The 21,918-nt window shown below is 68.7% G+C and carries 17 protein-coding genes and 2 pseudogenes; 12 read left to right on the top strand and 7 right to left on the bottom strand.

Annotated features, from left to right (window positions below; genetic code table 11):
• Positions 1-21 precede the first annotated feature (21 nt).
• Positions 22-1,545: an FAD-dependent monooxygenase gene (locus LUX31_RS00095; protein ID WP_235472441.1), complete on the top strand. Its 1,524-nt coding sequence runs from the start codon at positions 22-24 to the stop codon at positions 1,543-1,545.
• Between the two features lie 216 nt (positions 1,546-1,761).
• Complete coding sequence (locus LUX31_RS00090) at positions 1,762-2,976, top strand: SGNH/GDSL hydrolase family protein (protein ID WP_235472438.1); 1,215 nt, start codon at positions 1,762-1,764, stop codon at positions 2,974-2,976.
• Between the two features lie 287 nt (positions 2,977-3,263).
• On the opposite strand, the gene LUX31_RS00085 is transcribed toward LUX31_RS00090, so the two are convergent.
• The 6 genes from LUX31_RS00085 to LUX31_RS00060 all read right to left on the bottom strand — a co-directional run bounded on the left by LUX31_RS00085 (position 3,264) and on the right by LUX31_RS00060 (position 9,907).
• Complete coding sequence (locus LUX31_RS00085) at positions 3,264-3,959, bottom strand: alpha/beta fold hydrolase (RefSeq protein ID WP_235472436.1); 696 nt, start codon at positions 3,957-3,959, stop codon at positions 3,264-3,266.
• Between the two features lie 422 nt (positions 3,960-4,381).
• Positions 4,382-5,311: an ADP-ribosylglycohydrolase family protein gene (locus LUX31_RS00080; RefSeq protein ID WP_235472432.1), complete on the bottom strand. Its 930-nt coding sequence runs from the start codon at positions 5,309-5,311 to the stop codon at positions 4,382-4,384.
• A gap of 212 nt (positions 5,312-5,523) precedes the next feature.
• Positions 5,524-6,408 carry a helix-turn-helix transcriptional regulator gene (locus tag LUX31_RS00075; protein ID WP_235472431.1) on the bottom strand — a complete coding sequence of 295 codons (885 nt, stop codon included), beginning with the start codon at positions 6,406-6,408 and terminating at the stop codon, positions 5,524-5,526.
• A gap of 36 nt (positions 6,409-6,444) precedes the next feature.
• Positions 6,445-7,251, bottom strand: coding sequence for an SDR family oxidoreductase (locus tag LUX31_RS00070; RefSeq protein WP_235472429.1), 807 nt, complete (start codon positions 7,249-7,251; stop codon positions 6,445-6,447).
• A 474-nt stretch (positions 7,252-7,725) separates the two neighbouring features.
• Positions 7,726-8,844 carry a fatty acid desaturase family protein gene (locus LUX31_RS00065; protein WP_235472423.1) on the bottom strand — a complete coding sequence of 373 codons (1,119 nt, stop codon included), beginning with the start codon at positions 8,842-8,844 and terminating at the stop codon, positions 7,726-7,728.
• Between the two features lie 7 nt (positions 8,845-8,851).
• Positions 8,852-9,907 (bottom strand): ferredoxin reductase, encoded by a 1,056-nt coding sequence (locus tag LUX31_RS00060; protein WP_235472422.1) that lies wholly within the window; start codon positions 9,905-9,907, stop codon positions 8,852-8,854.
• 87 nt (positions 9,908-9,994) lie between these two features.
• Between LUX31_RS00060 and LUX31_RS00055 the strand changes: the two genes are divergently transcribed.
• From LUX31_RS00055 to LUX31_RS00025, 7 genes and pseudogenes are all read left to right on the top strand, one after another.
• Positions 9,995-11,134, top strand: coding sequence for a PucR family transcriptional regulator (locus LUX31_RS00055; RefSeq protein WP_235472420.1), 1,140 nt, complete (start codon positions 9,995-9,997; stop codon positions 11,132-11,134).
• A 472-nt stretch (positions 11,135-11,606) separates the two neighbouring features.
• Entirely contained in the window at positions 11,607-11,945 is a 339-nt protein-coding gene (locus LUX31_RS00050) for a thioredoxin family protein (protein WP_235472419.1), read from the top strand.
• A 256-nt stretch (positions 11,946-12,201) separates the two neighbouring features.
• A pseudogene (locus LUX31_RS00045) lies at positions 12,202-12,420 on the top strand (transposase); the annotation flags it as partial.
• 715 nt (positions 12,421-13,135) lie between these two features.
• Complete coding sequence (locus LUX31_RS00040; RefSeq protein ID WP_328285721.1) at positions 13,136-13,816, top strand: transposase; 681 nt, start codon at positions 13,136-13,138, stop codon at positions 13,814-13,816.
• Between the two features lie 304 nt (positions 13,817-14,120).
• Positions 14,121-14,735 carry a helix-turn-helix domain-containing protein gene (locus LUX31_RS00035; RefSeq protein ID WP_235472417.1) on the top strand — a complete coding sequence of 205 codons (615 nt, stop codon included), beginning with the start codon at positions 14,121-14,123 and terminating at the stop codon, positions 14,733-14,735.
• Entirely contained in the window at positions 14,735-16,855 is a 2,121-nt protein-coding gene (locus LUX31_RS00030; RefSeq protein WP_235472416.1) for a hypothetical protein, read from the top strand. The genes LUX31_RS00035 and LUX31_RS00030 overlap by 1 nt, the downstream gene beginning before the upstream one ends.
• A complete protein-coding gene (locus tag LUX31_RS00025) occupies positions 16,855-17,577 on the top strand; it encodes a helix-turn-helix domain containing protein (protein WP_235472415.1) in 723 nt (240 codons plus the stop codon). The genes LUX31_RS00030 and LUX31_RS00025 overlap by 1 nt, the downstream gene beginning before the upstream one ends.
• A 272-nt stretch (positions 17,578-17,849) precedes the next feature.
• Here LUX31_RS00025 and LUX31_RS00020 read toward each other — a convergent pair whose 3' ends face one another.
• Positions 17,850-17,987: a hypothetical protein gene (locus LUX31_RS00020; protein ID WP_235480196.1), complete on the bottom strand. Its 138-nt coding sequence runs from the start codon at positions 17,985-17,987 to the stop codon at positions 17,850-17,852.
• 95 nt (positions 17,988-18,082) lie between these two features.
• Between LUX31_RS00020 and LUX31_RS00015 the strand changes: the two genes are divergently transcribed.
• The 3 genes and pseudogenes from LUX31_RS00015 to LUX31_RS37750 all read left to right on the top strand — a co-directional run bounded on the left by LUX31_RS00015 (position 18,083) and on the right by LUX31_RS37750 (position 21,797).
• Entirely contained in the window at positions 18,083-19,534 is a 1,452-nt protein-coding gene (locus tag LUX31_RS00015) for an IS4 family transposase (RefSeq protein WP_268828093.1), read from the top strand.
• Positions 19,535-19,699: 165 nt separating this feature from the next.
• A pseudogene (locus LUX31_RS00010) lies at positions 19,700-20,937 on the top strand (IS256 family transposase).
• Positions 20,938-21,224: 287 nt separating this feature from the next.
• Complete coding sequence (locus tag LUX31_RS37750; RefSeq protein ID WP_443046038.1) at positions 21,225-21,797, top strand: TetR/AcrR family transcriptional regulator; 573 nt, start codon at positions 21,225-21,227, stop codon at positions 21,795-21,797.
• The last annotated feature ends 121 nt before the right edge of the window (positions 21,798-21,918 follow it).

Here is a 21,918-nt window from a genome sequence, read left to right as displayed (position 1 = left end):
TTTCTCGAAAGGACACCTCGCATGCATGACGTCGTGATCGCGGGCGGCGGCCCGGTCGGTCTGTTCCTGGCCGGCGAGCTGGCCCTGTCCGGCTGCTCGGTTCTGGTCCTTGAGCGGGACCCGGAACTCACCTCGCCCCTGAAAGCGTTACCGCTCGGGCTGCGGGGCCTGAACGCCGCGTCGGCCGAGACGTTCTACCGCCGCGGCCTCCTGGAAGCGATGGCGCAGGCTTCGGGAGTCGACCTGGCGAAGGTGGGCGCGGATCCGGAAGCGGTCGAGGCGCCCGACCCTCGTGAGCTGAGTCTTTTCGCGGGCATGACACTCGACGCGGCTGACGTCGACACAGCCACCCTCCCGTCCCGGCTGCCCAGCCCGGCGACGGAGGGGTTCATGACGAGCCTGGAAGCGATCGGAGCGGTGCTGTCGGAGCGGGCCACCGCGCTCGGAGCCGAGATCATCCGGAATGCTCCGGTCACGGCCGTGGCGCAGGACACCGAATCTGTCCTCGTCACGGCAGGCGGTCAGGAGTACCAGGGGCGCTGGCTGGTGGGCTGCGACGGCGGGCGCAGCGTCGTACGTCAGCTCGCCGGCATCGAATTCGTGGGCACCGAGCCGCTGTTCACCGGCTACGCCGCCAAGGTCACCTTCGCCGATCCCGAGCAGCTGCCGCTCGGGTTCAACCTGACGCCGACCGGCATGTATCTGCGTACGCCCCTCGAAGGGCACCTGGGCATGATGGACTTCGACGGCGGCACCTTCGACCGCTCCCAGCCGCTGGCCCGTGAACACCTCCAGACGGTCCTGCGCCGCGTCAGCGGCACCGACGTGACGCTGAGCGAGGTCCATCTCGCATCCAGCTTCACCGACCGCGCGATGCAGACGACGACGTATCGCGAGGGCCGGGTGCTGCTGGCGGGCGACGCAGCACACATCCACTCGCCCCTGGGCGGCCAGGGCCTCAACCTCGGCATTGGCGACGCCGTTAACCTCGGCTGGAAGCTCGCCGCCACCGTGCGTGGCACCGCTCCCGAGGGTCTGCTCGACACCTACACCACCGAGCGGCACCCCGTCGGCGCCGCCGTCCTCGATTGGTCTCGCGCCCAGGTCGCGACCATGAAGCCGGGCCCCAACGCCCCCGCGCTGCGTCAACTCGTCCACGATCTGATGAGCACTACCGACGGAACGACCCACGTGTACCGAAAGACGTCGGGGCTGTTCAACCGCTACGACCTGGGTAGCGAACAGCCCCTCGTCGGCCGCACCGCCCCGGACTTCCGCTTCGAGGACGGCACTCGCCTCGGCGAACTGCTGCGCCAGGGGCAGGGAGTCGTGCTCGACTTCAGCACCGACCGTGCACTGCAGGTCGCGGCGAAGGGGTGGGAAGGCCGGATCCACTACGCGGCCGGCCCTGCGCGCAACGACCTCGGGCTGGGTGCCGCGCTGATTCGGCCCGACGGCGTCGTGGCCTGGGCGAGCGAGCCCGCCCCGGATCGCGACGCGTTCGAGCAGGCGGCTGCCCAGTGGTTCGGCGCGCCGCAGAGCTAGAACGAACGGCGGCTCCCCGACCCCGTTCCGGACGCGGCGCCGTTCCCCGCTGCGGATCGACCTCTCTTGGGCCGGAGTATCGGCCTGGAAGCGCAAGACCGCGAACGACGCCCAGGCCCCTCCACCGCGTCACGCAAGGCCGCCTGACATCGGACTCGTCGAGCACCAACACCCTCAAGCACCGCCGTCATACCCGACAGCCGAAAGGCAACGACCGTGAACAGCGCCATCAACACCCCCTCCAGCTGCGAAGGTTCGGCCCCGCTCACAGTTGCGTGGGTTCGCACATGGGGCGCCTCCCCGCAGGCACCGGACAACTCCGTCAGCTGCATCGAGCCCTTCGAGAACGCGACGCTGCGGCAAATCGTCCGCATCACAGGCGGCGGACACCGCATCCGCATCCGCATCAGCAACGAGTACGGAAGCGCACCGCTGACCATCGGCGCCGCCCGTGTCGCCATCACGGACACCGACGACGGAGTCCAGCACGGAAGCGATCACGCGGTGACCTTCAGCGGCCGGCCGACCGCCACCGTGCCAGCGGGTGCGCCGATCCTCAGTGACCCCATCGATCTGCGGACCGCCGCGCTGTCTCGGCTGACCATCAGCCTTTACCTGCCCGGCCGAGTCGACACCGCGACCTGCCACGGGACCTTCCACACGCTCGGCTGGCTCATCCCCGGCGACGCGAGCGCCCTCATCTCGCTGCCCGCGGACGCCGCCCCCTTGCCGGCACAAGCCCTGATCACGGCCGTGGAAGTGCAGCCTGAGACACCGACCCGGGCCATCGCCGTAATCGGCGACTCTCGCGTCGATGGAGTGGGTTCCACCCCCGGCACCGATCGACGTTGGACGGACAGGCTCGCCGAACGTCTGGCAGCCCGCGGCGGACAGGCCCTCTGTGTGGTCAGCCAGGGCATCAGCGGCAACCGCATGCTCACCGACGGCATCGGCACCGCCGCCCTCGCCCGCTTCGATCGCGACATCCTCGCCACGCCCGGCCTCAGCCATGTGGTGATCGCCGTGGGCAACGACCTCATCTTCTCCTTCGCCCCACGCACCGAGGACACCGCCGGATCCCTCTCGATGTTCCCCGGCTCACCCGTCGACGTCGACGACGTCATCGCAGCCCACCTCCAGCTGGCGGCTCGAGCCCGCGCGCACGGCGTGAAGGTCCATGCCGCGACCATCGCTCCCTACGGCGGCTCGGAAATGTACACAGCCCAGGGTGACAAGGCGCGCGAGCAGGTCAACGCATGGATCCGCACGAGCGGCGCCTTCGACGGCGTACTCGACTTCGACGCCGTCTGGCGTGACCCCGCCGATCCCAGCCGCATCCGCAGCGACCTGCACATGGGTGACAACCTCCACGGAAGTGACGCGGGCTATGCCGCCCTCGCGGAGTCTGTCGACCTCTCCCTCTTCGACTGATCAGGACGTCGACGCGGCGGCGGGTGAGGCAGATGAGTTCGCCATCCGTACCTGGCCGAGTGCCACCAAGCGGTGATCACCGTGGTAGCCGTGGGCCCTGGACGACGTGTTCCTACCCGTCGACCCACACGTCCGCGTAGACGGGCACGTCGGTCGCCGCCCAGCTTCTCGCGCACCTTGGCATGGTCGATCGTGCCTCGGTAGTGCACCATGGGCGCCCTCGCTCTTGGCGACTGTCTCCCGGCCGCGGACACTTCCTCGCCCCCCGCTGGCTGACGCTGACTCGATCAGCCGTGGATCGCGTTGAGGACGGCGGCAAGCTTTTCGGGCGCACTGATCATGGCCATGTGGCCGGTGTCGAGATCGATGACGTCGGGCTGAAGCAGTGCGATGGATCGCTGCTGGAGTTCCTCGACGTAGCACTGGTCACGCGTGAGGTGCACGTACGTCCGGGGGACATCGCGTCTGTAGCCGCTCAAGTCCACGGCCTCGCTGAGGAGGGCGGCCGAGTCGTCAGCGAGCCGGTCCAGGGTGGACGCGGCGGTCGCCTCGTCCATGTCGTTGCACAGCATCGCGGCGGCGCCCTCGCGGGTCTGGTGGTAGACGCCGCCGGCGATGGACTGCTCCACCAGACCCCGCACTCCGGGATCGATCTGGTCAAGTACCCGGGATCTGTCCGCCGGCACCACGGCCGACACGAGGACGACGTGGCGGATCCGGTCAAGGATGAGGTCCAGGACACGCGGAATCGTGACGCCCGCGAAGGAGTGACCGACCAGCACCACGTCGCACAGATCCTTCGCTTCGACGTCTTCGCGAACCGTGTCGGCGCAGTCCGCGAGAGTGACCGTGCCCAGGTCGGCTCCGGCCCTGCTCCCGCGCCCCGGAAGGTCGACCGCCAATGCTTCCGCACGGAGATGGGGGATCAGTTCGTCCCAACAGTTCGCGCCAAAGCTTGCCCCATGGATGAGAACGAACGCCATGATTGACCTCCTCGTCAACGATGCCAACCGAACCTTAATTGAATTCAGTTCTGCTGTGGAGGCTTGCGGCGAACCAAGGGAGTATGCGCGACATCCCGTGAGTTCCCCCGAGCCCCGCTGAGTCCCCGGCGCCCACGCATACGGTCCATCTCGCGCCATTCCGGCCGCGGTCCAGCCAGATTCGCGGTGAGGACGTACGTGGCGCCGGCACGAGTCCGACAGCGGTCACCGCCGCCCGTCGCCGCAGCCGGTGCGCGACCACCGCGGCGTTAAGGCCCCGCCGACCGCTGCGGCCAGGACAACCGAGTCAGCTTCGGTTTGCGGACCGTCCGGCCTCACGTTTGGGCCAGTCATACCGCGCACCAGCGGGCTTTCGCTGGGCCACTGTTCAGCTATCGGCCGACTGGGGAGCAAGACCCGGTTCAGCCTCTGAGACGGTGTACAAGGTGGAGCAGATCTGCCAGGTGCAGCACTCGTCCGTCGAAGCCTGGGAGGGGGACATGGAGTGGCTGGGTCCAGTGGGCGGGGATTGCAGCCAACCCGTAGTACGCCCCTGCGAGTCCTCCGGTCACCGCGGCGACGGTGTCCGTGTCACCGCCGAGGTCGATTGCCGCGCGTATCGCGTCTTCGAAGCTGGTGGTGGTGCGCAGGGCCCAGACGGCGGAGCCCAGGCAGGGCCAGACGGCACCGTTGAACTCGGTCGCCTGGTCGGGGTGCCAGTCGGGCGCGAGGACGGTGGCGTAGCGGCCGCGGTGCTCAGGGTGGACAAGAGCCAGAATGTCCGGGAGTGCGGTGAGGGGGTCGGTGTCCTCGAACGTGACGCGGATGAGTTCGTGGAAGATCGCGGTCCCTTCCCGAGCTGCGCGGTCACCGTGGGTGAGGGCGGCGATGCGGCGGGCGGCGTCCATGGTGGCTTCTTGGCCGGCGGCTGCGAAGTGGACCGCAGAGGTCGATGCCCGCATCAAGGAGCCGTTTCCTGCTGCTCGTTGATTGACCTGGAAATGGATGGCGGCGGCGAGGTCCCAGGGCATGCCGTTGGTCAGGACGTCTTCGGTCTGCAAGCCGATGTCCTTCGGCTCTGATGCGGCCCACCGCTGAAAGCGGGCGAAGATGTCCGGCAGATCCAGTCCGCCCCGCTCCAGTAGCGACTCCGCGACCAGGACGGCCATCTGCGTGTCGTCAGTGGCCTCGCCGGGGTCCCAGCCACCGCCTCCGCACATCTCGCCACCGGCACCAGGCACGGGAAACCGAGCGGAGAACGCACCCGGGGGACCGAACTCGAAGGGGCCGCCCAGGGCGTCACCCACCGCTGAGCCGATGACCGTGCCGGCGGCCCGCTGTATCCGCTTCATTCGCGCAGGTTATCTGTGCCGCGCCGACGGCCGCGCGGCCCTATTTCCTTCTTCTTCCTTCTTCGGCTCCCCGAACCATCGGCGGCGAATGCGTCTCCAGCGCAGCAGATTCCGCAATCGCATTCGAGTTGTATTGGCCCGGCATCGCTGTGATGAATCAGCCCGTCACCGACTCGACGTCGGGGCGTCATCGCGCCGCCACAGCGCCATCTTCAACCGTTGTGTGCTTCGATCTCGGTCGCCAGCGTCTGTTGGGTTGCCGCCCACGACGCCAGGAGCGCTAAATTGTCAGCGGTCGGTGTGCCCGCGGGTGCGGTGTAGACGATGAGGTGCAGGCCGGGTTCGGCGGGCAGTTCCAGGTACTCGACGTCCAAGTCGAGCTGGCCCACGATCGGATGGCGCACACGCTTGCGGCCGGACCGGTGCAGCCGCACGTCCTGAGATGCCCACCGCTGCCGAAACAGCTCACTGCACGTTGACAGTTCGCCGACCAGGGCGATCAGCTCCTCGTCGTGCGGATCGCGGCCGGCTTCCATGCGTAGCTTCGCGGCCACGCCACCGGCAATTTGGTCGTAGTCGACAAAGAATTCGCTGGCAGCCTCGGGGTTCAGATAGACGAACCGCGCCGTGTTCGCGGGCCGTCGCGGGTCGGCCAGCACCGGTGAATACAGCGCGCGAGCGAGTTGATTCATGGCGAGCACGTCATAACGGCCGTTACCGATCCAGGCCGGCGCATCGGAGATCGCGTCGAGCACCTGCTGCAGCGTTGAGCGCACCGTCAGGGCAGGCCTACGCCGGCGTGGGCCGCTGGGCGCCCTGGATCGGCGCGCGAGGTGGAACAGGTGGTCGCGCTCGGCCTCGTCGAGTTGCAAGGCAGAGGCCAACGCGTCGAGCACCCCATCGGAGGCACCGGCGAGGCTGCCGCGCTCCATGCGTACGTAGTAGTCGACCGATATCCCCGCCAGTAGCGCTACCTCCTCGCGGCGCAGACCTTTGACCCGACGGTTGCCGCCGTAAGCGGGCAGGCCCGCCTGCTCCGGTGCGATGCGGGCGCGACGCGAGCTGAGAAACTCCCGGATCTCGGTGCGTAGATCCATCGCGGTTATCTCCTCACCGTAAGCCCGTCCCGCAGACTAATGGATACCCGTTGCGGTCGTTGCGGTGCCACCGTCTACCGGGATGATGGCGCCCGTGAGGTAGGACCCAGCCCGGCTGGCGAGAAACACGGCGGCACCCGCCATGTCGTCGTCGCGGCCGAGCCGGCGCAGAGGGGCTGCCGCCGCGATCGTGTCGCCGATGGCATCGAGAGTGGTCGCCATCATCTGCGACGGGAAGACTCCCGGTGCTACCGCGTTCACCGTGATGTGCTGTGGGCCCAGCTCCCTGGCAAGTACCCTGGTGAGCTGATGGAGTGCCGCTTTGCTGCTGGCGTACGAGTAGTTGGGCGACGGGGCGACGTGGATGGCGGCGATACTGCCGATGTTGATGATCCGCGCGGGATCATCGGCGGTGCCCGCCTTACGAAGTGCCGGGAGCAGCGCCTGCACCAGCCAGAACGGCGACTTGAGGTTGAGGTCGAGCACTGCATCCCAGGCCTCGTCCGGGAACGTCTCCAGCGGCTCGCGCCACATCGCTCCCGCGTTGTTGACAAGGATGTCCAGGCGTTCCGAGTCGGCCTGGACAAGATCAGTGAGGCGCTGACACTCGTCGTGCCTGGACAGGTCGGCGGGAATTGCTTGAACGTCGCCGAATTCGGACAGTAGATGCTGTGCCTCCGCGCAAGCGTCTGCATTGCGTGAGCTGATGACGACGCGGGCGCCCGCCTGGAGAAGGCCGCGCGCTATCATCATCCCAATTCCCCTGGTGCCGCCAGTGACAAGGGCGTACTTCCCACTCAGATCGAAAAGTTCTGTGTGAGTGGTGAATTGGTTGTCCGCCATTGGTCTCCGTCCCTTCTGCCGTGGAGAATGCGCTGACACGGTCGCGCGTTCGGGGCAGCTGAATTGAACTGATGGGGGTAAAGCTGCAGTGCGTGTCCATGGAGTGTTGTCGACGCTTTCGACTCAACCAGGTTGACAGGCATTTTGGACGTCTGGGAGACCCTGGTGATACAGGTACTGCGAGAGCCTCCCTTGCCTGGTGCGCTGACTCACGCTGAGACACCTTGGGTCTGAGACACCCGCACAGGTCACATAACGCCATCGAGCGCGGTGTCGTCCGGCAACTGCCAGGCCGCGGCGACAATCTCGGGAAAGGCCGCCGTCAGGTTCCCGCCGCGGAGGGAACGGATCAGGACCCGGCAAGCCGGGCCACCGGCCCAGCAGCGCCCGGTAGCCGTCCCGCTTCGACAACGGATCTCACCGAACCCGGTGGTGCCGCCGGTACGGCCGGAAGATCTGAACCAGTACCGGGAATCAGGCCGCGACGAGTTCCTGCTCGCGGTCCGGCGTCTTGGCCTTGGGCTTCTTGTTCGGCAGCGAGAGACGGAAGACCTTGTGCCACGCGGAGAACACCTGCTTGGGCAGCGGCCCGGTGACGTACTCCAGCTCGTACTTCTCGAACAGCGCGCGCACCTTCACCGCGACCTCGGCGTACCGGTTGCTCGGCAGGTCCGGGAACAGATGGTGCTCGATCTGGTGGGAGAGGTTGCCGGTCATGAAGTGCATGGCCCTGCTGCCGCTGATGTTCGCCGAGCCCATCATCTGGCGCAGGTACCACTGGCCGCGCGTCTCGCCCTTGATCGACCGGCGCTCGAAGACCTGGACGCCCTCGGGGAAGTGCCCGCACATGATCACCGAGTGGGTCCAGAGGTTGCGGACCAGGTTCGCGGTGAACGTGGCGGCGAGCGTGGTGAGGAACGACGGGCCCGACAGCAGCGGGTGGATCACGTAGTCCTTGAGCACCTGCTTGCGGATCTTGCGGCCCACGGCCCTGACCCGCGCGCGGAACTCCGGGCTGTTGCGGCGGCGCTTGTGCAGGTTCTTGCCGAGTTCCAGGTCGTACGCCGCGATGCCGTACTCGAAGAAGCAGGCGTTGAGGAAGTTCCACAGCGGCTGGCCGAGGTGGAACGGGTGCCACCGCTGGTCCTCGTCGACGCGCATGATGCCGTAGCCGAGATCGTTGTCCTTGCCGATCACGTTGGTGTACGTGTGGTGCAGCTCGTTGTGCGAGTGCTTCCACTGCTCGGACGGCGAGACGTGATCCCACTCCCAGGTGGTGGAGTGGATCTTCGGGTCCCGCATCCAGTCCCACTGGCCGTGCAGGATGTTGTGGCCGATCTCCATGTTGTCCATGATCTTCGCCACGGACAGACCGGCGGTGCCGATCAGCCACGCGGGCGGGAAGATCGAGAACAGCAGCACGCCCCGGCTGACCAGTTCGAGCTTGCGCTGTGCCGAGATGACCTTGCGGATGTAGGCGGCGTCTTTCTCGCCGCGGCTCGCGATCACCTCGTCGCGGATCGCGTCCAGCTCGCGGCCGAGCTCCTCGATCTGCTCCGCGGTCAGATGGGCGGTGGGGTCGATGGCGGTCAAGGTGCTCCTACCGTTCGATGTCGCAGGGGCCCGCCGCGGCGGACACGCAGGTCTGGATGAGGACGCCCGGCTCGGCCTCGGTGATCTCGCCGGTGCGCAGGTCGCGTACGGCGCCCGCCTTGAGGGGTGTGACGCAGCCGAAGCAGATGCCCATGCGGCACCCGGAGGGCATGAGCACGCCGGCCTCCTCGCCGATGTCCAGCAACGGCGTGGAGCCGTCCGCGTCGACGGTCTTGCCGGTGACGCTGAACGTGACCTCGCCGCCGTCGCCGACGACGGAGATGCCGGGGCGGAAGCGTTCGGTGTGCAGGCGCTCTTGTACGCCGTGCTCGGTCCAGTGCTCTTCGGCGGCGTCGAGCAGGCCCGCGGGCCCGCAGGCCCAGGTCTCGCGCTCGGCCCAGTCGGGCACGAGTTCGTCGAGACGGGCGATGTCGAGCTTGCCGTCCGTGTCGGTGTGCACCTCGGTGAGCCGCAGCTTCTTGTCCGCGACCAGGTCGTGCAGTTCGTCGCGGAAGATCACGTCTCGCGGCTGTGGTGCGCAGTGGACCATGACGACGTCGTCGAACTCGGTGTCGCGCAGCATGCCCATCACGGGCGTGATGCCGCTGCCGGCCGTCAGGTAGAGCACCTTGGCGGGCTTGGCCTGCGGCAGTACGAAGTCACCGGTCGGCTGGTCGAGCTGGATCAGTGTGCCCGGTCTGGCCCTACGGACCAGGTGGTTGCTGACCTTGCCGTCCGGGATCGCCTTCACGGTGATCGTGACGCGGCCGTCCTGGCGGTTTGTCGGCGAGGTGAGGGAGTAGGCACGCCACAGGCGCACCCCGTCGACGTCGACCCCGATCCGCACGTACTGACCGGCCGTGTGGCCGCGCCAGCCCCGTCCCGGCCTGATCACGATGGTCGCGGCGTCACCCGTCTCGGGGTGCACGGCCTCGATGCGCCCACGCAGGTCGGCGCCCGCACGCAGCGGGCTGACCAGGTCGAGGTAGTCCGACGGCAGCAGCGGCGTCGTGACCATCTCCAGCAGTTTCCACGCCCTGCCGCGGAGGGCTGTACTCGTCATGACTCCAGCTTGCTGCGCCTCAGGGCGTAAAGTCCTGACCGAAGGACGTAAATCTGGTCGGCTGAATTGTTCGTAGGGAACAAAAACGTGAGTTATGCAGTCCGGAGGGCCAGCGAACTGGCCCTGGATGAGACGACGGTCACCGCACTTCGGGCCGCGCTGAAGGGCACCGCCGACGAGGTCGTCCAGGCGATCATCGACGAGGTCCCTCCCTACGCCAACGCCCTTTCTGGCCCCATGGGCGCCACCATCCGCCGAGCCGTCCGCACCGCCCTGGGGCACTACCTGGATCTCGCGAGCGGGAACGCCATGGGAGGCGACGCCGGTGACGCGGCCTACGAGCTGGGCCGCGGCGAGGTCCGAGACGGCCGTTCGATGGACGCCCTGCTCAGTGCCTACCGCGTCGGCGCCCGCGTGGCCTGGCGATGCCTGGCAGCGGGTGCAGTACCCGCAGGTCTGCCCGCCGCCGAGGTCGCCAAGTTCGCCGAGCTGACCTTCGCCTACATCGACGAGCTCTCCGCCGCGAGTGCCGCGGGCCACGCCGACGAACTGGCCGCCCGGGGCAGGGACCACGAGCGCCACCTGGAACACTTGGCCCGCGACCTCCTCGCCGGCGCGAGCCCGGATGTGCTGCTGGCCTCTGCTCAACGGGCCGGGTGGCAGCCTCCGGGTTCGCTGACCGCGGTCCTGCTGCCCGCAGCCCAGGCCCGGCCTGCCTACCGCGCGCTCGACCCGGGCACCCTCGTCCTCGACGATCTGCCGGACGCCACCGGTGTGCTGTTCGTCCCCGATGCCGACCGGACACATCTCTTGCGGCAGCTGACCGACCGCACCGCCGTGGTCGGCCCGGCCCGGCCATGGACTCGTGCGTCCGCCTCGTACGCACGAGCCCTACGCGCGCGCTCCCTCTCCTCCGATATTCGCGACACCGAGGACCACCTGCCCGAGCTGGTGCTGAGCGCCGACGCGGACGCGTTCGCAGACCTGCGTGCCCGAGCCCTCGCACCCTTGCGGACCCTGCCTGTCGCGACCGCACGGCGGCTGGAGGAGACGTTGCGGGCGTGGCTGCTGCACCAGGGCAGGCGGGACGAGGTGGCGGCGGCGCTGTTCGTCCATCCCCAGACGGTCCGGTACCGGATGTCGCAGCTGCGGGAGCTGTTTCCGGATCTCGCAACGCCGCACCGGGTCCTTGAACTGACGCTGGCGGTCGGTCTTCGGGCCGGCTGACGCGTACGTCGACCGTCCACGACCGCGTCCATGTCCGCGAGCGGTCCAGGAATCGTGCCTCGTTCTCGGAGCCGTCAGTCGGCTCATGCGGCCCGGGGGAGAGCGGTATTGGCCGGGCTGAGACCGGGGGTTGATGTGAAGACCGGACAAGGCCCCGGGAGGGCCGTCGGGAGCGCTGTCTCTGAGAAGCGCGGCGGCGGATACGGCTCGACTGTCGTGGAGGCGCTGTCCTGGCACGAGCTGACCCACGGGCGCGCGACGGGCTGCAGCTGGGTGACCGGCGGGGCGGCCAGGCCGGGCCGGGTCACCAGGGACCGGGGGGCCGGGCCGCTCGCGCCGGGGACCACCGTGGTTCCGCGACGGCCCCGCGCCTCCCTTCCGACAGGCCAACCGGACGACCGACCGGGCCGGCCTGCACACCGCGCGAGGGATGATGGGGACGGAATGACGGAACGTGAGGTCAGGAGCTTCCATGACGAATCGGGTTCACCGACCCCGTGAGGACGCGGAGTTCGATTTCATCCTCGGGATGAGCGCAGTTCCGGTCCTCGCGTACTTCACCGGGACATGGCCCAAGGCAATCGAGCCCTGCCGGGAGATGGACCTCGTCGTGGGTGGCATCGCCGACGACTACACGGGCCGCCTGACGGCCGTCCGTACCGACATCACGCGTTGTCCGGCCGCGACCGAGCGATACGGGATCACCGGCGCCCCGTCCTACGTCCTGCTGAAGGAGGGAGAGGCGGTGGCGCACGGCACGGGGCCCATGACCATCACCGAGGTACGGAAGCTCCTGGACGGCCACCTCTGAGCGGCCGCTGCGGCACGTGGCCGCGACGCCCGTCCCGTCTCGTCCATGGGAGCTGCGCAGCCTGAGCTTGACTCTGTCGGGGATCTTGAAGTTTCCCGGTGCGGCAGCCTGGTCAACGGGCATGCTCGGATAGTTCCGGCCGACGAAGCTGTCGAGGTGCCCGTTGTCCCTTCGCCCCCGTTCCGGTGAGCAAGTCCCACCTCTTACCGCGCGGGTTGCGCGGGCGAGCAACCCGGGTGGCACGACGGCGATATGGGTGCGTGACCGGCTGGATGGGCTGTGGTGCGACGAGGACTTCGCCGACTGGTATCCGCGTGACGGGCGTCCGGGGCTTTCGCCTGCTCAGCTGGCCACCGTCTGTGTTCTGCAGTTCCTGCTCGGCCTGTCGGACCGGCAGGCCGCCGAGGCGGTGCGCTGCCGCATCGACTTCAAATATGCGATGGCCATGGAACTGGATGATCCTGGTTTCCACCACAGTGTGCTGGCCGACTTCCGCGATCGTCTCGCTGAAGACGGCCGCGCCGACCGTCTCCTCGACCTCGCGCTGGCCCGTCTCAAGGAGACCGGGCTGGTGCGCGAGCGCACCACGCAACGCACCGATTCCACCCACGTCCTGGCCGCGGTGCGTGACCTGACCCGGCTGGAGCTGATCACCGAGGCGGTACGCGCCGCACTCGAAGAAGTAGCCACCACGTCCCCTCACCTGCTCGACGGGCTGGTCGACGAGGGCTGGGGGCTCCGCTACGGCCGGCCGGTCCGCCTGGGCAAGAACCCCACCAAGCCCATGACCAGGATTCTTGCCGCTGGAAACGATGCCGTCCGGCTCCTGGAACACGTCTACCAGCACGGAGCGGACCACACGTCCGGTCCTCGCGTCCAGGCCCTGCGCCGGATCATGGTGCAGAACTACCACCGTGACGCCGCAGGACACCTGCGCTGGCGCACCGCCGAGAAGGAGGACGGGCCCGGACTGCCGCCCTCGTCCCGGGCGGTCGTCTCGCCCTACGACACCTCGGCCCGCTACGCACGGCACGGACACATCATCAGCTGGAAGGGGTTCGCCGCGCATCTGACCGAGACCTGTGCTCCCGACGGCCCCAACGTGATCACGGACGTGGCCACCACCGCGGCCACCACCCACGACAGTCAGGTCCTGCCCGGCATCCACACCCGCCTCGCCCGCCGCCGGGCTGCTGCCCGCCGAGCACCTGGTCGACGCCGGCTACACCTCCCTGCCCCACCTGGAACAAGCCGCCCGCGAACACCAGGTCACCGTCTCCGGGCCGCTGAAGAGCAACCCCACCCGCCAGCACCGCCGAGGCGAGGGCTTCGCCCGGGACGACTTCCACATCGACTACGACAAGCAGCAGGTCACCTGCCCCCAGGGACAGGTCAGCGCGGGCTGGCACGGCCCCTACCCGACCTCCTCGCCCACCGCTGCCCCGCTGATCGTGGCACGGTTCACCAAGAGCCAGTGCCGTCCCTGCCCGGCCCGCACCCAGTGCACCAGCACCGCCGACAACGCCCGCACCGTGGGCTTTCCCCCGCGAGAGCTCCGCGACCTGCAACTCCGCGTCCGTGCCGAGCAACAGACGCCCGAGTGGAAGGCCCGCTATGCCGTCCGCTCCGGAGTGGAGGGCACGGTCAACGAGTTCGCCCACGGACACGGCATGCGACGCTGCCGCTACCGAGGACAGCGAAAGGCCCACATCCAGCACGTCCTGACGGCCATCGCCGTCAACATCGAGCGCCTCAGCGGACTGCCACCGACCGAGGAACCTCCCGTCCCCCGCCGACCGACTGCTTTCCAGGACTACCTCGACCAGCGTGAGATTCCCCGGCTGAAGTCCTGGCGAACCCTGGGCAGTTGACCTCGGCAACTCCAAGATCCCCGACAGAGTCAAGCTCAGGCGATACACCGCCGCAAAGGAATCGGGATCCGCGCCAGACATAGCGGCAATCTATCCGTGCTCTCGTGGCGTGCCCGACGCGGCTCAACCGTGGCGCAGCGTCAACAGCGCCTTGGGTGATGGCCAGCCAGCGTCGTCCCGTCGCGCGCGAACCGTGGCGAGCCGGAGACGGCCCTTGCGCCTGCGTGGCGCTTTGACGGACTCGCAGCAGATCCAGTAATGTACATGCCGAATCAGATATCGGATTGCGCATTGGGGGAGTGGGGTGCTGCTGACGACCGGACAGGCCGCCGAGGAACTCGGCTGCGCCGTCACTACCTTCCGCCGCCTGGTGCAGGCCGGGCTGCTGCCGGGCCTGTCCAGCCGTGGCGTGCGCGTCATGGTCCCGCTTGACGTGGTCCAGGCCCTCAGCCGGCGCCGGCACGCTCCGCTGGACCAGCTGGGCGCCTCGGAGTTCGCCGTCCTGCGGGTCGACGCGGCCAAGCCGGTACAGGAACCGGACCGGAAGTGGATCGGCTTCGCGGCCTCCCTTGCCCCCGAGGACCTCCTCAAGGCGCTGCGCGGCTGGTGGCGTTGCAATGCGCCGAGCGTGGCGGCCGCCGGGGTCCTGCCGGTGACCCTGTCGGGCTACGTGGTGGCCGTGCTGACCGGCCTGGAAGTCTGGGAGAAGAACGCTCAGGGCCGCTATGCCTTCCCTCACGCGCGGCTGGCGGGCTACGTCACCGATCTGGCCACGCCCGTCCATCACGTGACTGCCTCCTCGCAGGCCGACCGGATGTTCGCGGATTTGCTGCTGGGCAGCCGGCTTGTCTCCCACTCGGGCGGGGCGATCGCCTACGTCCCCGCACCCGCCGCCCGCCGTCCGGACAAGGAAGCCTGATGGACGCACAGCGCTACACCGCAGCCCTCGCCGAACTGCGCACCGTACGGGACGAGATCAAAAAGACCCGGGCCGCGCTGACGAAGCTGGAGGCCGAGCGGGACCGGCAGATCACGCAGCTGGCCGGGTACGAGAAGGCGAAGGCGGAACGGATCGCCCCGGCGGCCGGACTGAGCCTGGCCCACGTCGTCACCCTGGCCCCCGCGCTGGCCCCCGACCGCCTCACCACAGCCGAGACCACCCCGTCCCACCCCGAGCCGGGCGCCCCAGCCACCACCGACGGCACCGAGAGTCCGCCCCACCCCGCCGCCCAGACGGGAGCGGTGGCGCCCGCGACGGCCGCCACCACACCAGCACAGCCCGTCGCCGCCTCCCCGCCGGCCGCTCCTGCCGAGGACTCTGCCTCCGAGAAGCCCGCAGCCACCGACGCGCCGCGTGCCCTCCCGTCGATCCCCGACGGGGCAGCGGGCAGCAGCTGGTTCACGCACACCCCGAACCTGCTCTCCACACCACCGAACTTCACCCAGCAGGCCCGCTCCACCGTCTTCCTGGACACGGACACGGGCGTGCTGGTGCACCGCAGCCAGACCTACCGCCTCGACCTGGCCGACACCTCGGTCGCCGCCATCCTGACCGCCGTCTTCCAGACCCTTCCCGAAGGCACGGAGCGCATCTACATCACCGCCGGTGACCCCTGGCACCGCGACGCCGACCGCTACCCCTACCTGAGGGATGCGGTCGCGGCCTGGCTGAACGCCCCTACGCCGGGCTGGCGCACCGACACCGGCCGCGGCAAGGACCGGATGGCCGGACACTTCGTCCACGCCCGCAACCCCGTCGGCCGCTACCAGCGCGACAACGGCGACAGTCACGTCGAAATCCGCTCGGTGGGGGAGTGGTTCGACACCGGCGGCGACGACCCGGCCACCGTCCGGGACGCGTTCGTACTGCTGTGGCAGGCACTGCGCCGCCACTGGACCGACGCCGTCATCATGGGCTCCCCGTCGCAGACCGGCCGCGACCTGTGGACGCGCACCATCCCCACCCGCGGCCAGCACGCCGACGGCTTCCCCGTCCTGTCCGAGGAACTGCGCGGCCTGCTGCACGCCACCGCCGGCCAGGGACGCAACGAACTCATCCTCCCGCCCCGCGTGCCCGAACAACTGCCCCAACTCGTCGAGTACGACCGCACCTTCGCCTACGCCAAACACACCTGGAAGTCCCCGGTCGGCACCCCCCGCCGGATCACGGCCGCCACCTTCGCCTCCTGGAGCGAGAAGGAACAGACCCGGGCCCTGTACGGGTGCGGGCACTGGCAGGTACGCGTGACCGTCCCCGACACCTGGACTCACGTCGGCCTGCTGCCCGCCCCCGCGCCGGGCGACCGCGCCTGGCACTACCCGGCAACCCCAGGTACGACCTTCACCACCTGGGCCGGCGGCCCCGAAATCCACACCGCCCTGTCCAACCCCATCACCCCGTGGAAGATCGAGATTCTCGACGGGATCCTGTGGGAGGACGGCAAACCCCTCGACGACTGGGCCAAGAAACTCAAAGAGACCTGGACCAACCTCTCCGCCCAGGCCCACTTCCAGGGCGACGCCCAGCAGGCCCGCGCCGCCCACCTCGCCTCCCGCGCGGTGCGCGCCATCCTCCTGTACGGCATCGGCTCCTTCGCCCAGCGCCCCCGCATGGTCACCGGCACCACCCCCCGCACCCAGGAACGTGATATCCCGCCGGACGCCGAAATCATCGGCTTCGACGACGAACAGATCACCTGGCAGAAACCCACCGGCTTCAGCCGGGACCCCAACGCCCACCCCGAATGGGCCGCCGCGATCTGGTCCGGCGCCCGAGCCGCCCTGCTCACCCAGCGCCACCGCGACGACAACATCTACGCCGGCGCCCTGCACACCGAGCCCGGCAGCGTCGTCGCCTTCCGCACCGACGCCCTCTACCTCACCCGGCCGCAGGCCTGGCCGCACCACCATCAACCCGGCGACTACCTCCTCAAGGGCCACCTCACCGGCCCCGTGGCCGCCCCCACCACCGAGGGAGAACTCCTTGCCCTGCGGGACGCCGGACGCGCCGCCCTCACCCCGAGCGCAGGAGAGGCCTGATGCCACCCCGCCCCCGCAGTAACCGTCCCGCTGGGCAAGGCGAGTTGAACGAGGCCGCCCAGCTGGCCGACCAGCTGCAGACGGCCGGCTACACCAAGCGCGACATCGCCCGCATCATCAACCGCGACGCCTCTCTGGTGTCCCAGTTCTACTCAAAGAACAAGGGCGCTGCCTTCGTCCCCGCCCTGCGCCAGGTCCTGGCCGCCGTCCAGACCGGCGGCATCACCGACCTCCCCGACCTCGCCTCCATCGCCAGCCGGCACATCACCCGCCGTACCACCGCCTCCGGTGCCACAGCCCGGGTGCGCGGCAAAGCCGTCCTGATCACCCCCACCGGTTCCGGCACCGGCCGCGTCGGCGCCCAGGCGATCGCCTCCGGCTCCTCCCGGCTGCGCCCCCTGATCGCCGAAGCCGCCCGCCGCGGCCTGCGCCTGGCCTTCACCGTCCGCCTGGCCAAGACCGGCTACGTGCACCCCTCCGGCAGCCGCACCGACTCACCCGGCATCCGCCGTGACGTCATCCAGCGCGCCGATCACACCGAGGAGCGCTCCTACGGCTCCGCCCAGACCGGCGGGCACGACGCCGCCGGCTTTGCCCAGCGCGTCGACGCCGCGGGCGGAGACGTCACCGCAGCCGTCCATCAATGGCTGGTGGAGACCGGCCGCATCCGCCCGGATGCGCACATCATCCACCTGGAGATCCGCACCTGGCGCCCGCGCTGATGCCTCTGGGGCGGTGCTGGGATCGTAGGTGCCCACATCCGCTGCCGCTGAGTGACTGCCCGTCCTGCGACTGTCTGCTGCCGCACTGCCGGCTCGACGACAGCAACACGGAAATTACGGGTCAGGACCCAGCGCTATCCCCGTCACCGGACTGCTCGGCACTGTCTCAGCCGCGCACTGCGGTACACCGGTCGCGCCCCGTGCAGTGGCCTTCGGCGCCGGAGCCATCGGATGGCGGGACAGAGAAAGTGCGATGGCCGGCCGGCGGATGCTCAGCCGGCTGCTGCCTCCGGCTGCGGCTCGACCGCAGCGGGCTCCGGGGCGGCCGCGGCGGTATAGAAGACGGACGATCCCTGCTTGGTGCGGTGAGCGTGACTCTTGGCAACGAGTCCTTCGAGGGTGGTGCGCACGACGATGGTGTCCCTTGTCGTGCAACGCCATTGCGTTAACGGTTCGGGCGGGGCGTCAAGTACCTGGTCATGGGGCGGGACCCCGAGTAGTTCCTGTGGTGTCGAGCCCAGGAACGAGTACCCGGAGGTCCCGTGTTGCAGCGTCTGCCAGTGTCGAGCGAAGCCTGGCACCCCTCGATCTGTATGCCCCAGGCCATCTGGGCGAGTTGACCCAGATCATCGACCCCTGCCTGGTCGACGCCGTTGTCGCCGAGACCGCCGCCCAGGAACAGCGGTTACGGCTGCTGCCCGCGCGGGTGGTGGTGTACTTCGTGCTCGCGCTCGCCGTGTTCGAACGCGTCTCCTACGCGGGCGTATGGGAAAAACTCACCGCCGGCCTCGGCAAGGTGATCACTGCATGTCCGTGTGCGTCCTCGCTGTCGAGGGCACGACGTCGGTTGGGCACCGCACCACTGCGCCGACTCTTCGAGGCCATGGCCGGCCCGGTCGCGTCCCCGGCCCGGCGGGGCTCGTACCGCGGGCGGCGCCTGGTCGCCCTGGACGGCACCACCCAGTGCGTCCCCGACGATCCCGCCGTGACCTGGCACTTCCCCAAGCACATCGGCGAGGTGAAGGAGTTCGGCTACCCGATGGTCCGCCTCGTGGCCCTGGTGGAGTGCGGCACCCGCGCCCTCATCGATGCCGCTTTCGGCCCGGACCGGATCGGTGAACTGTCCTATGCCCACCGCCTGCTGACCAGCTTGAACACATCGATGCTGCTGCTCGCCGACGCCTACTACGACGCGGTGGACTTCCTGAACGCGGTGTCCGAAACCGGCGCGGCGTTCCTGCTGCGCTCCACCCGTAAACGCTGCCCCACCACCCGGCACGCGCTCCCTGACGGCTCCTACCTGACCTTCATCCGCTCCCAGCACTACCGCGCCGGCCGAGGATACGGCCGACGCCTCCAGGTCCGGATCATCGAAGCCTGGGTCACCGTCAGCCTCGAAGACGGCACCCAGCGCACCGAGTTGTGGCGCCTGATCACCAGCCTGCTCGACGCCGACCGCTATCCCGCCCTCGAACTCATCGAGCTCTACCACCGCCGCTGGGAGGCCGAGACCTGCTTCTTCGCGCTGAAGTCCACGATCCTGGACGGCCGGATCCTGCGCTCACGGACCGTTCCCGGCGTCGAGCAGGAGTTGTATGTCCTGCTCACCGTCTATCAGGCCCTGGTCCGCACCGCGGACGATCTCACTTTCGTCCACGCGGAACTACCCTCGCACCGCATCAGCTTCACGGTTCTGCTACGAGCCGCCGCCGACACCATCGTCGCCGGGGAGGGAATGGAGATCGTGGCTGCGGCCACATTGGTGGGCGCGATCGGCCGCGCCACCCTGGCCAACCTGCACCCGCCACGCCCCCGTCACCGGCTGAAGGCACGGATACGTAAACGGCACAGCAAATACCCCTTTACCCGCAACCGCCACCCCCGAAAGTGCATGCGCTACACCCTCCGCACCACGATCATCACGGACGGCGTCCTTGACAAGACAGCGCACGGCTAAAAGCAATGGCGTTGCCTTGTCGTGGTGTACGGGATCAGCGGCTGGGAGTGCGCGGGCGTTTGCCCGGGGCGCACTTCCACGGGTGCGGACCGCTCCCTGAACAGGAGGCGGGCCATCGCGTAACTCTCCTTGGTGAACGCCCAGTTCAACCACGAGGAGTGCACGATGGCCCTGTCCCAGTCTGAACTGATACGGCTCCTTGAGTCACTACGCTCGACCGACGGAATCGAGCTCATCCGCGCCATCGCCGAACGGATGGTGCAAGAGCTGATCGAGGCCGAGGCAAGTGCACACATCGGCGCTGAGTGGAACGAGCACACGCCGACGCGGACCACCGTCCGCAACGGGCATCGCGAGAAGGTGCTCACCACGCTGGCCGGCGATCTGGACCTGGAGATCCCCAAGGTCCGCACCGGCAGCTTCTTCCCCAGCCTGCTGGAGCGACGGCGCCGCATCGACCAGGCCCTCTACGCCGTCATCATGGAGGCATACGTACACGGCGTGTCCACCCGCAGCGTCGATGACCTGGTCAAAGCCCTCGGCGGGGACAGCGGCATCTCGAAGTCGGAGGTCTCACGGATCTGCGCGGCGCTGGACGAGCCGCTGACCGCGTTCCGCACCCGCCCGCTGGACCACGTCCGCTTCCCCTACGTCTACCTGGACGCGACCTACTGCAAAGCACGGGTGAACCATCAGATCGTCTCCCGGGCCGTGGTGGTCGCCACCGGCATCACCGAGGACGGAGGCCGCGAGGTCCTCGGACTGATGGTCGGCGACAGCGAGAGCGAGGCGTTCTGGAAGGAGTTCCTGCGCTCCCTGCGAGAGCGCGGCCTGTCCGGGGTCCGCCTGGTCGTCACCGACCAGCACCCCGGGCTGGTCGCCGCAGTCCGCAAGGTGATGCTCGGCGCCGCCTGGCAGCGGTGCAGGGTTCATTTCCTGCGCAATGTCTTCAGTGTGATCGACCGGGATTCCGGTGAAATGGTCGCCGCGACGATCCGCACGATCTTCACCCAGCCCACCGCCGGCCTCGTGCGCACTCAGCTGGACACCGTCGCCGACATGCTCGGCACCCAGTTCCCCAAGGTCAAAGCGATGCTCCTGGAGGCGAAAGAGGATCTGACCGCGTTCGCGGACTTCCCGCCCAGGCACTGGAAGAAGATCCAGTCGACGAACCCGCTGGAACGGGTGAACCGGGAGATCAAGCGCAGGATCGACGTCGTCCAGGTCTTCCCAACGACGACGCGCTCATCCGACTGGTCACCGCCGTGCTCTTCGAGATGCACGACGAATGGATCGCCTTTCCCCGCCGCTACCTCCCCGAAGGCAGCATGGGCGAGATCTACCGCGAACTCCCCGAAAGCGCCCCGGCGCTACCCAACACCCCGAACACACCCGCCAGTTGATCCCCAACACCACGACGAGGGACACGACCCGCACGACGGTGGTCTTGATGTTGCGGTCGGGATGGGCCTGCCCCAGTGCGGCGGAGATTTCTGCGGCGGAGTGCGGCTCGCTCTGCTGCTCCACGTGAGTGCGGATCAGTTCGACGAGGGTCGGCGAGGCGACTGTCGTGGCGGCCGTCGCGGACGAGGCTTTGGCTGCGGTCTTCTTGGCGACAGTTTTCTTGGAGGCCGTGGCGACTGCCTTCTTCGCCTTGCTGTTCACGGCGCAGGAGATCAACGCGACCGGGATGGACCAGCTGTCGACCGTCGCCGAAGTGTCGAAACGCACCCTCTACACGCACTTCCCCAGCAAGGACGGGCTCGTCGGGGCGTACCTGCAGTCCCTGGTGGACGATCTCCTGCCCGTCCCCCTCCCGTCATCTGCACCGACACGGAGCCCGCGTGAGCAGCTCCTCGCCGTCTTCGACTGGGAGCTGCCCAAGACCGCCGCTCCGTTCCGGGGATGCCCGTTCTTGAACGCCAGCGTCGAGGTACCCGACCCCGGGCACCCCGCCCACCAGCTGGCCGCGGCGTACAAGAGGGAGTTCGCCCGCCGCCTCACGGACATCGCACGACAGGCCGGAGCCGCAGACCGGAAACCCTCGGTGAGCAGCTGGCACTGCTCTTCGACGGCGCGGCCGCACGCGGCACCGCACTCAACAGCAGCGATACCGGCGCGTGCGCGCGATCCATCGCGGAGTCGTTGGTCGATGCCGCCCTCGCCGACGTCGGCCCGGCATCCCTGGGATGAGGGGCATCGAGAGTGCTCTGAGCCTTGCCTGATGAGTTCGCGCGGAGCCATCCGCTCAAGGTGCGGGTGACTGCCTTGGCGACTTCCATTGCGGAGTGGGTCCGGGCTCCTTGAACAGCGAGGCACGAGGGGCGCCAACCTCGCGGGCACGTGACGCTCTCAAAGAGGGCGAGTTGAACGAGACGGCCGTG

Origin of the sequence: Streptomyces sp. GQFP (assembly GCF_021545335.1) — a bacterium.
Lineage (GTDB): Bacteria > Actinomycetota > Actinomycetes > Streptomycetales > Streptomycetaceae > Streptomyces.
Note: the sequence above shows the minus strand (reverse complement) of the source record. Positions and strands in the feature narration are given on the sequence as shown.

Coding starts and splice junctions, on each gene's coding strand:
- LUX31_RS00080 (WP_235472432.1), bottom strand. CDS start 5,311: ATGAAGCGGATACAGCGGGCCGCCGGCACGGTCATCGGCTCAGCGGTG.
- LUX31_RS00095 (WP_235472441.1), top strand. CDS start 22: ATGCATGACGTCGTGATCGCGGGCGGCGGCCCGGTCGGTCTGTTCCTG.
- LUX31_RS00025 (WP_235472415.1), top strand. CDS start 16,855: ATGCCACCCCGCCCCCGCAGTAACCGTCCCGCTGGGCAAGGCGAGTTG.
- LUX31_RS00070 (WP_235472429.1), bottom strand. CDS start 7,251: ATGGCGGACAACCAATTCACCACTCACACAGAACTTTTCGATCTGAGT.
- LUX31_RS37750 (WP_443046038.1), top strand. CDS start 21,225: ATGGACCAGCTGTCGACCGTCGCCGAAGTGTCGAAACGCACCCTCTAC.
- LUX31_RS00085 (WP_235472436.1), bottom strand. CDS start 3,959: ATGGCGTTCGTTCTCATCCATGGGGCAAGCTTTGGCGCGAACTGTTGG.
- LUX31_RS00030 (WP_235472416.1), top strand. CDS start 14,735: ATGGACGCACAGCGCTACACCGCAGCCCTCGCCGAACTGCGCACCGTA.
- LUX31_RS00075 (WP_235472431.1), bottom strand. CDS start 6,408: ATGGATCTACGCACCGAGATCCGGGAGTTTCTCAGCTCGCGTCGCGCC.
- LUX31_RS00060 (WP_235472422.1), bottom strand. CDS start 9,907: ATGACGAGTACAGCCCTCCGCGGCAGGGCGTGGAAACTGCTGGAGATG.
- LUX31_RS00050 (WP_235472419.1), top strand. CDS start 11,607: ATGACGAATCGGGTTCACCGACCCCGTGAGGACGCGGAGTTCGATTTC.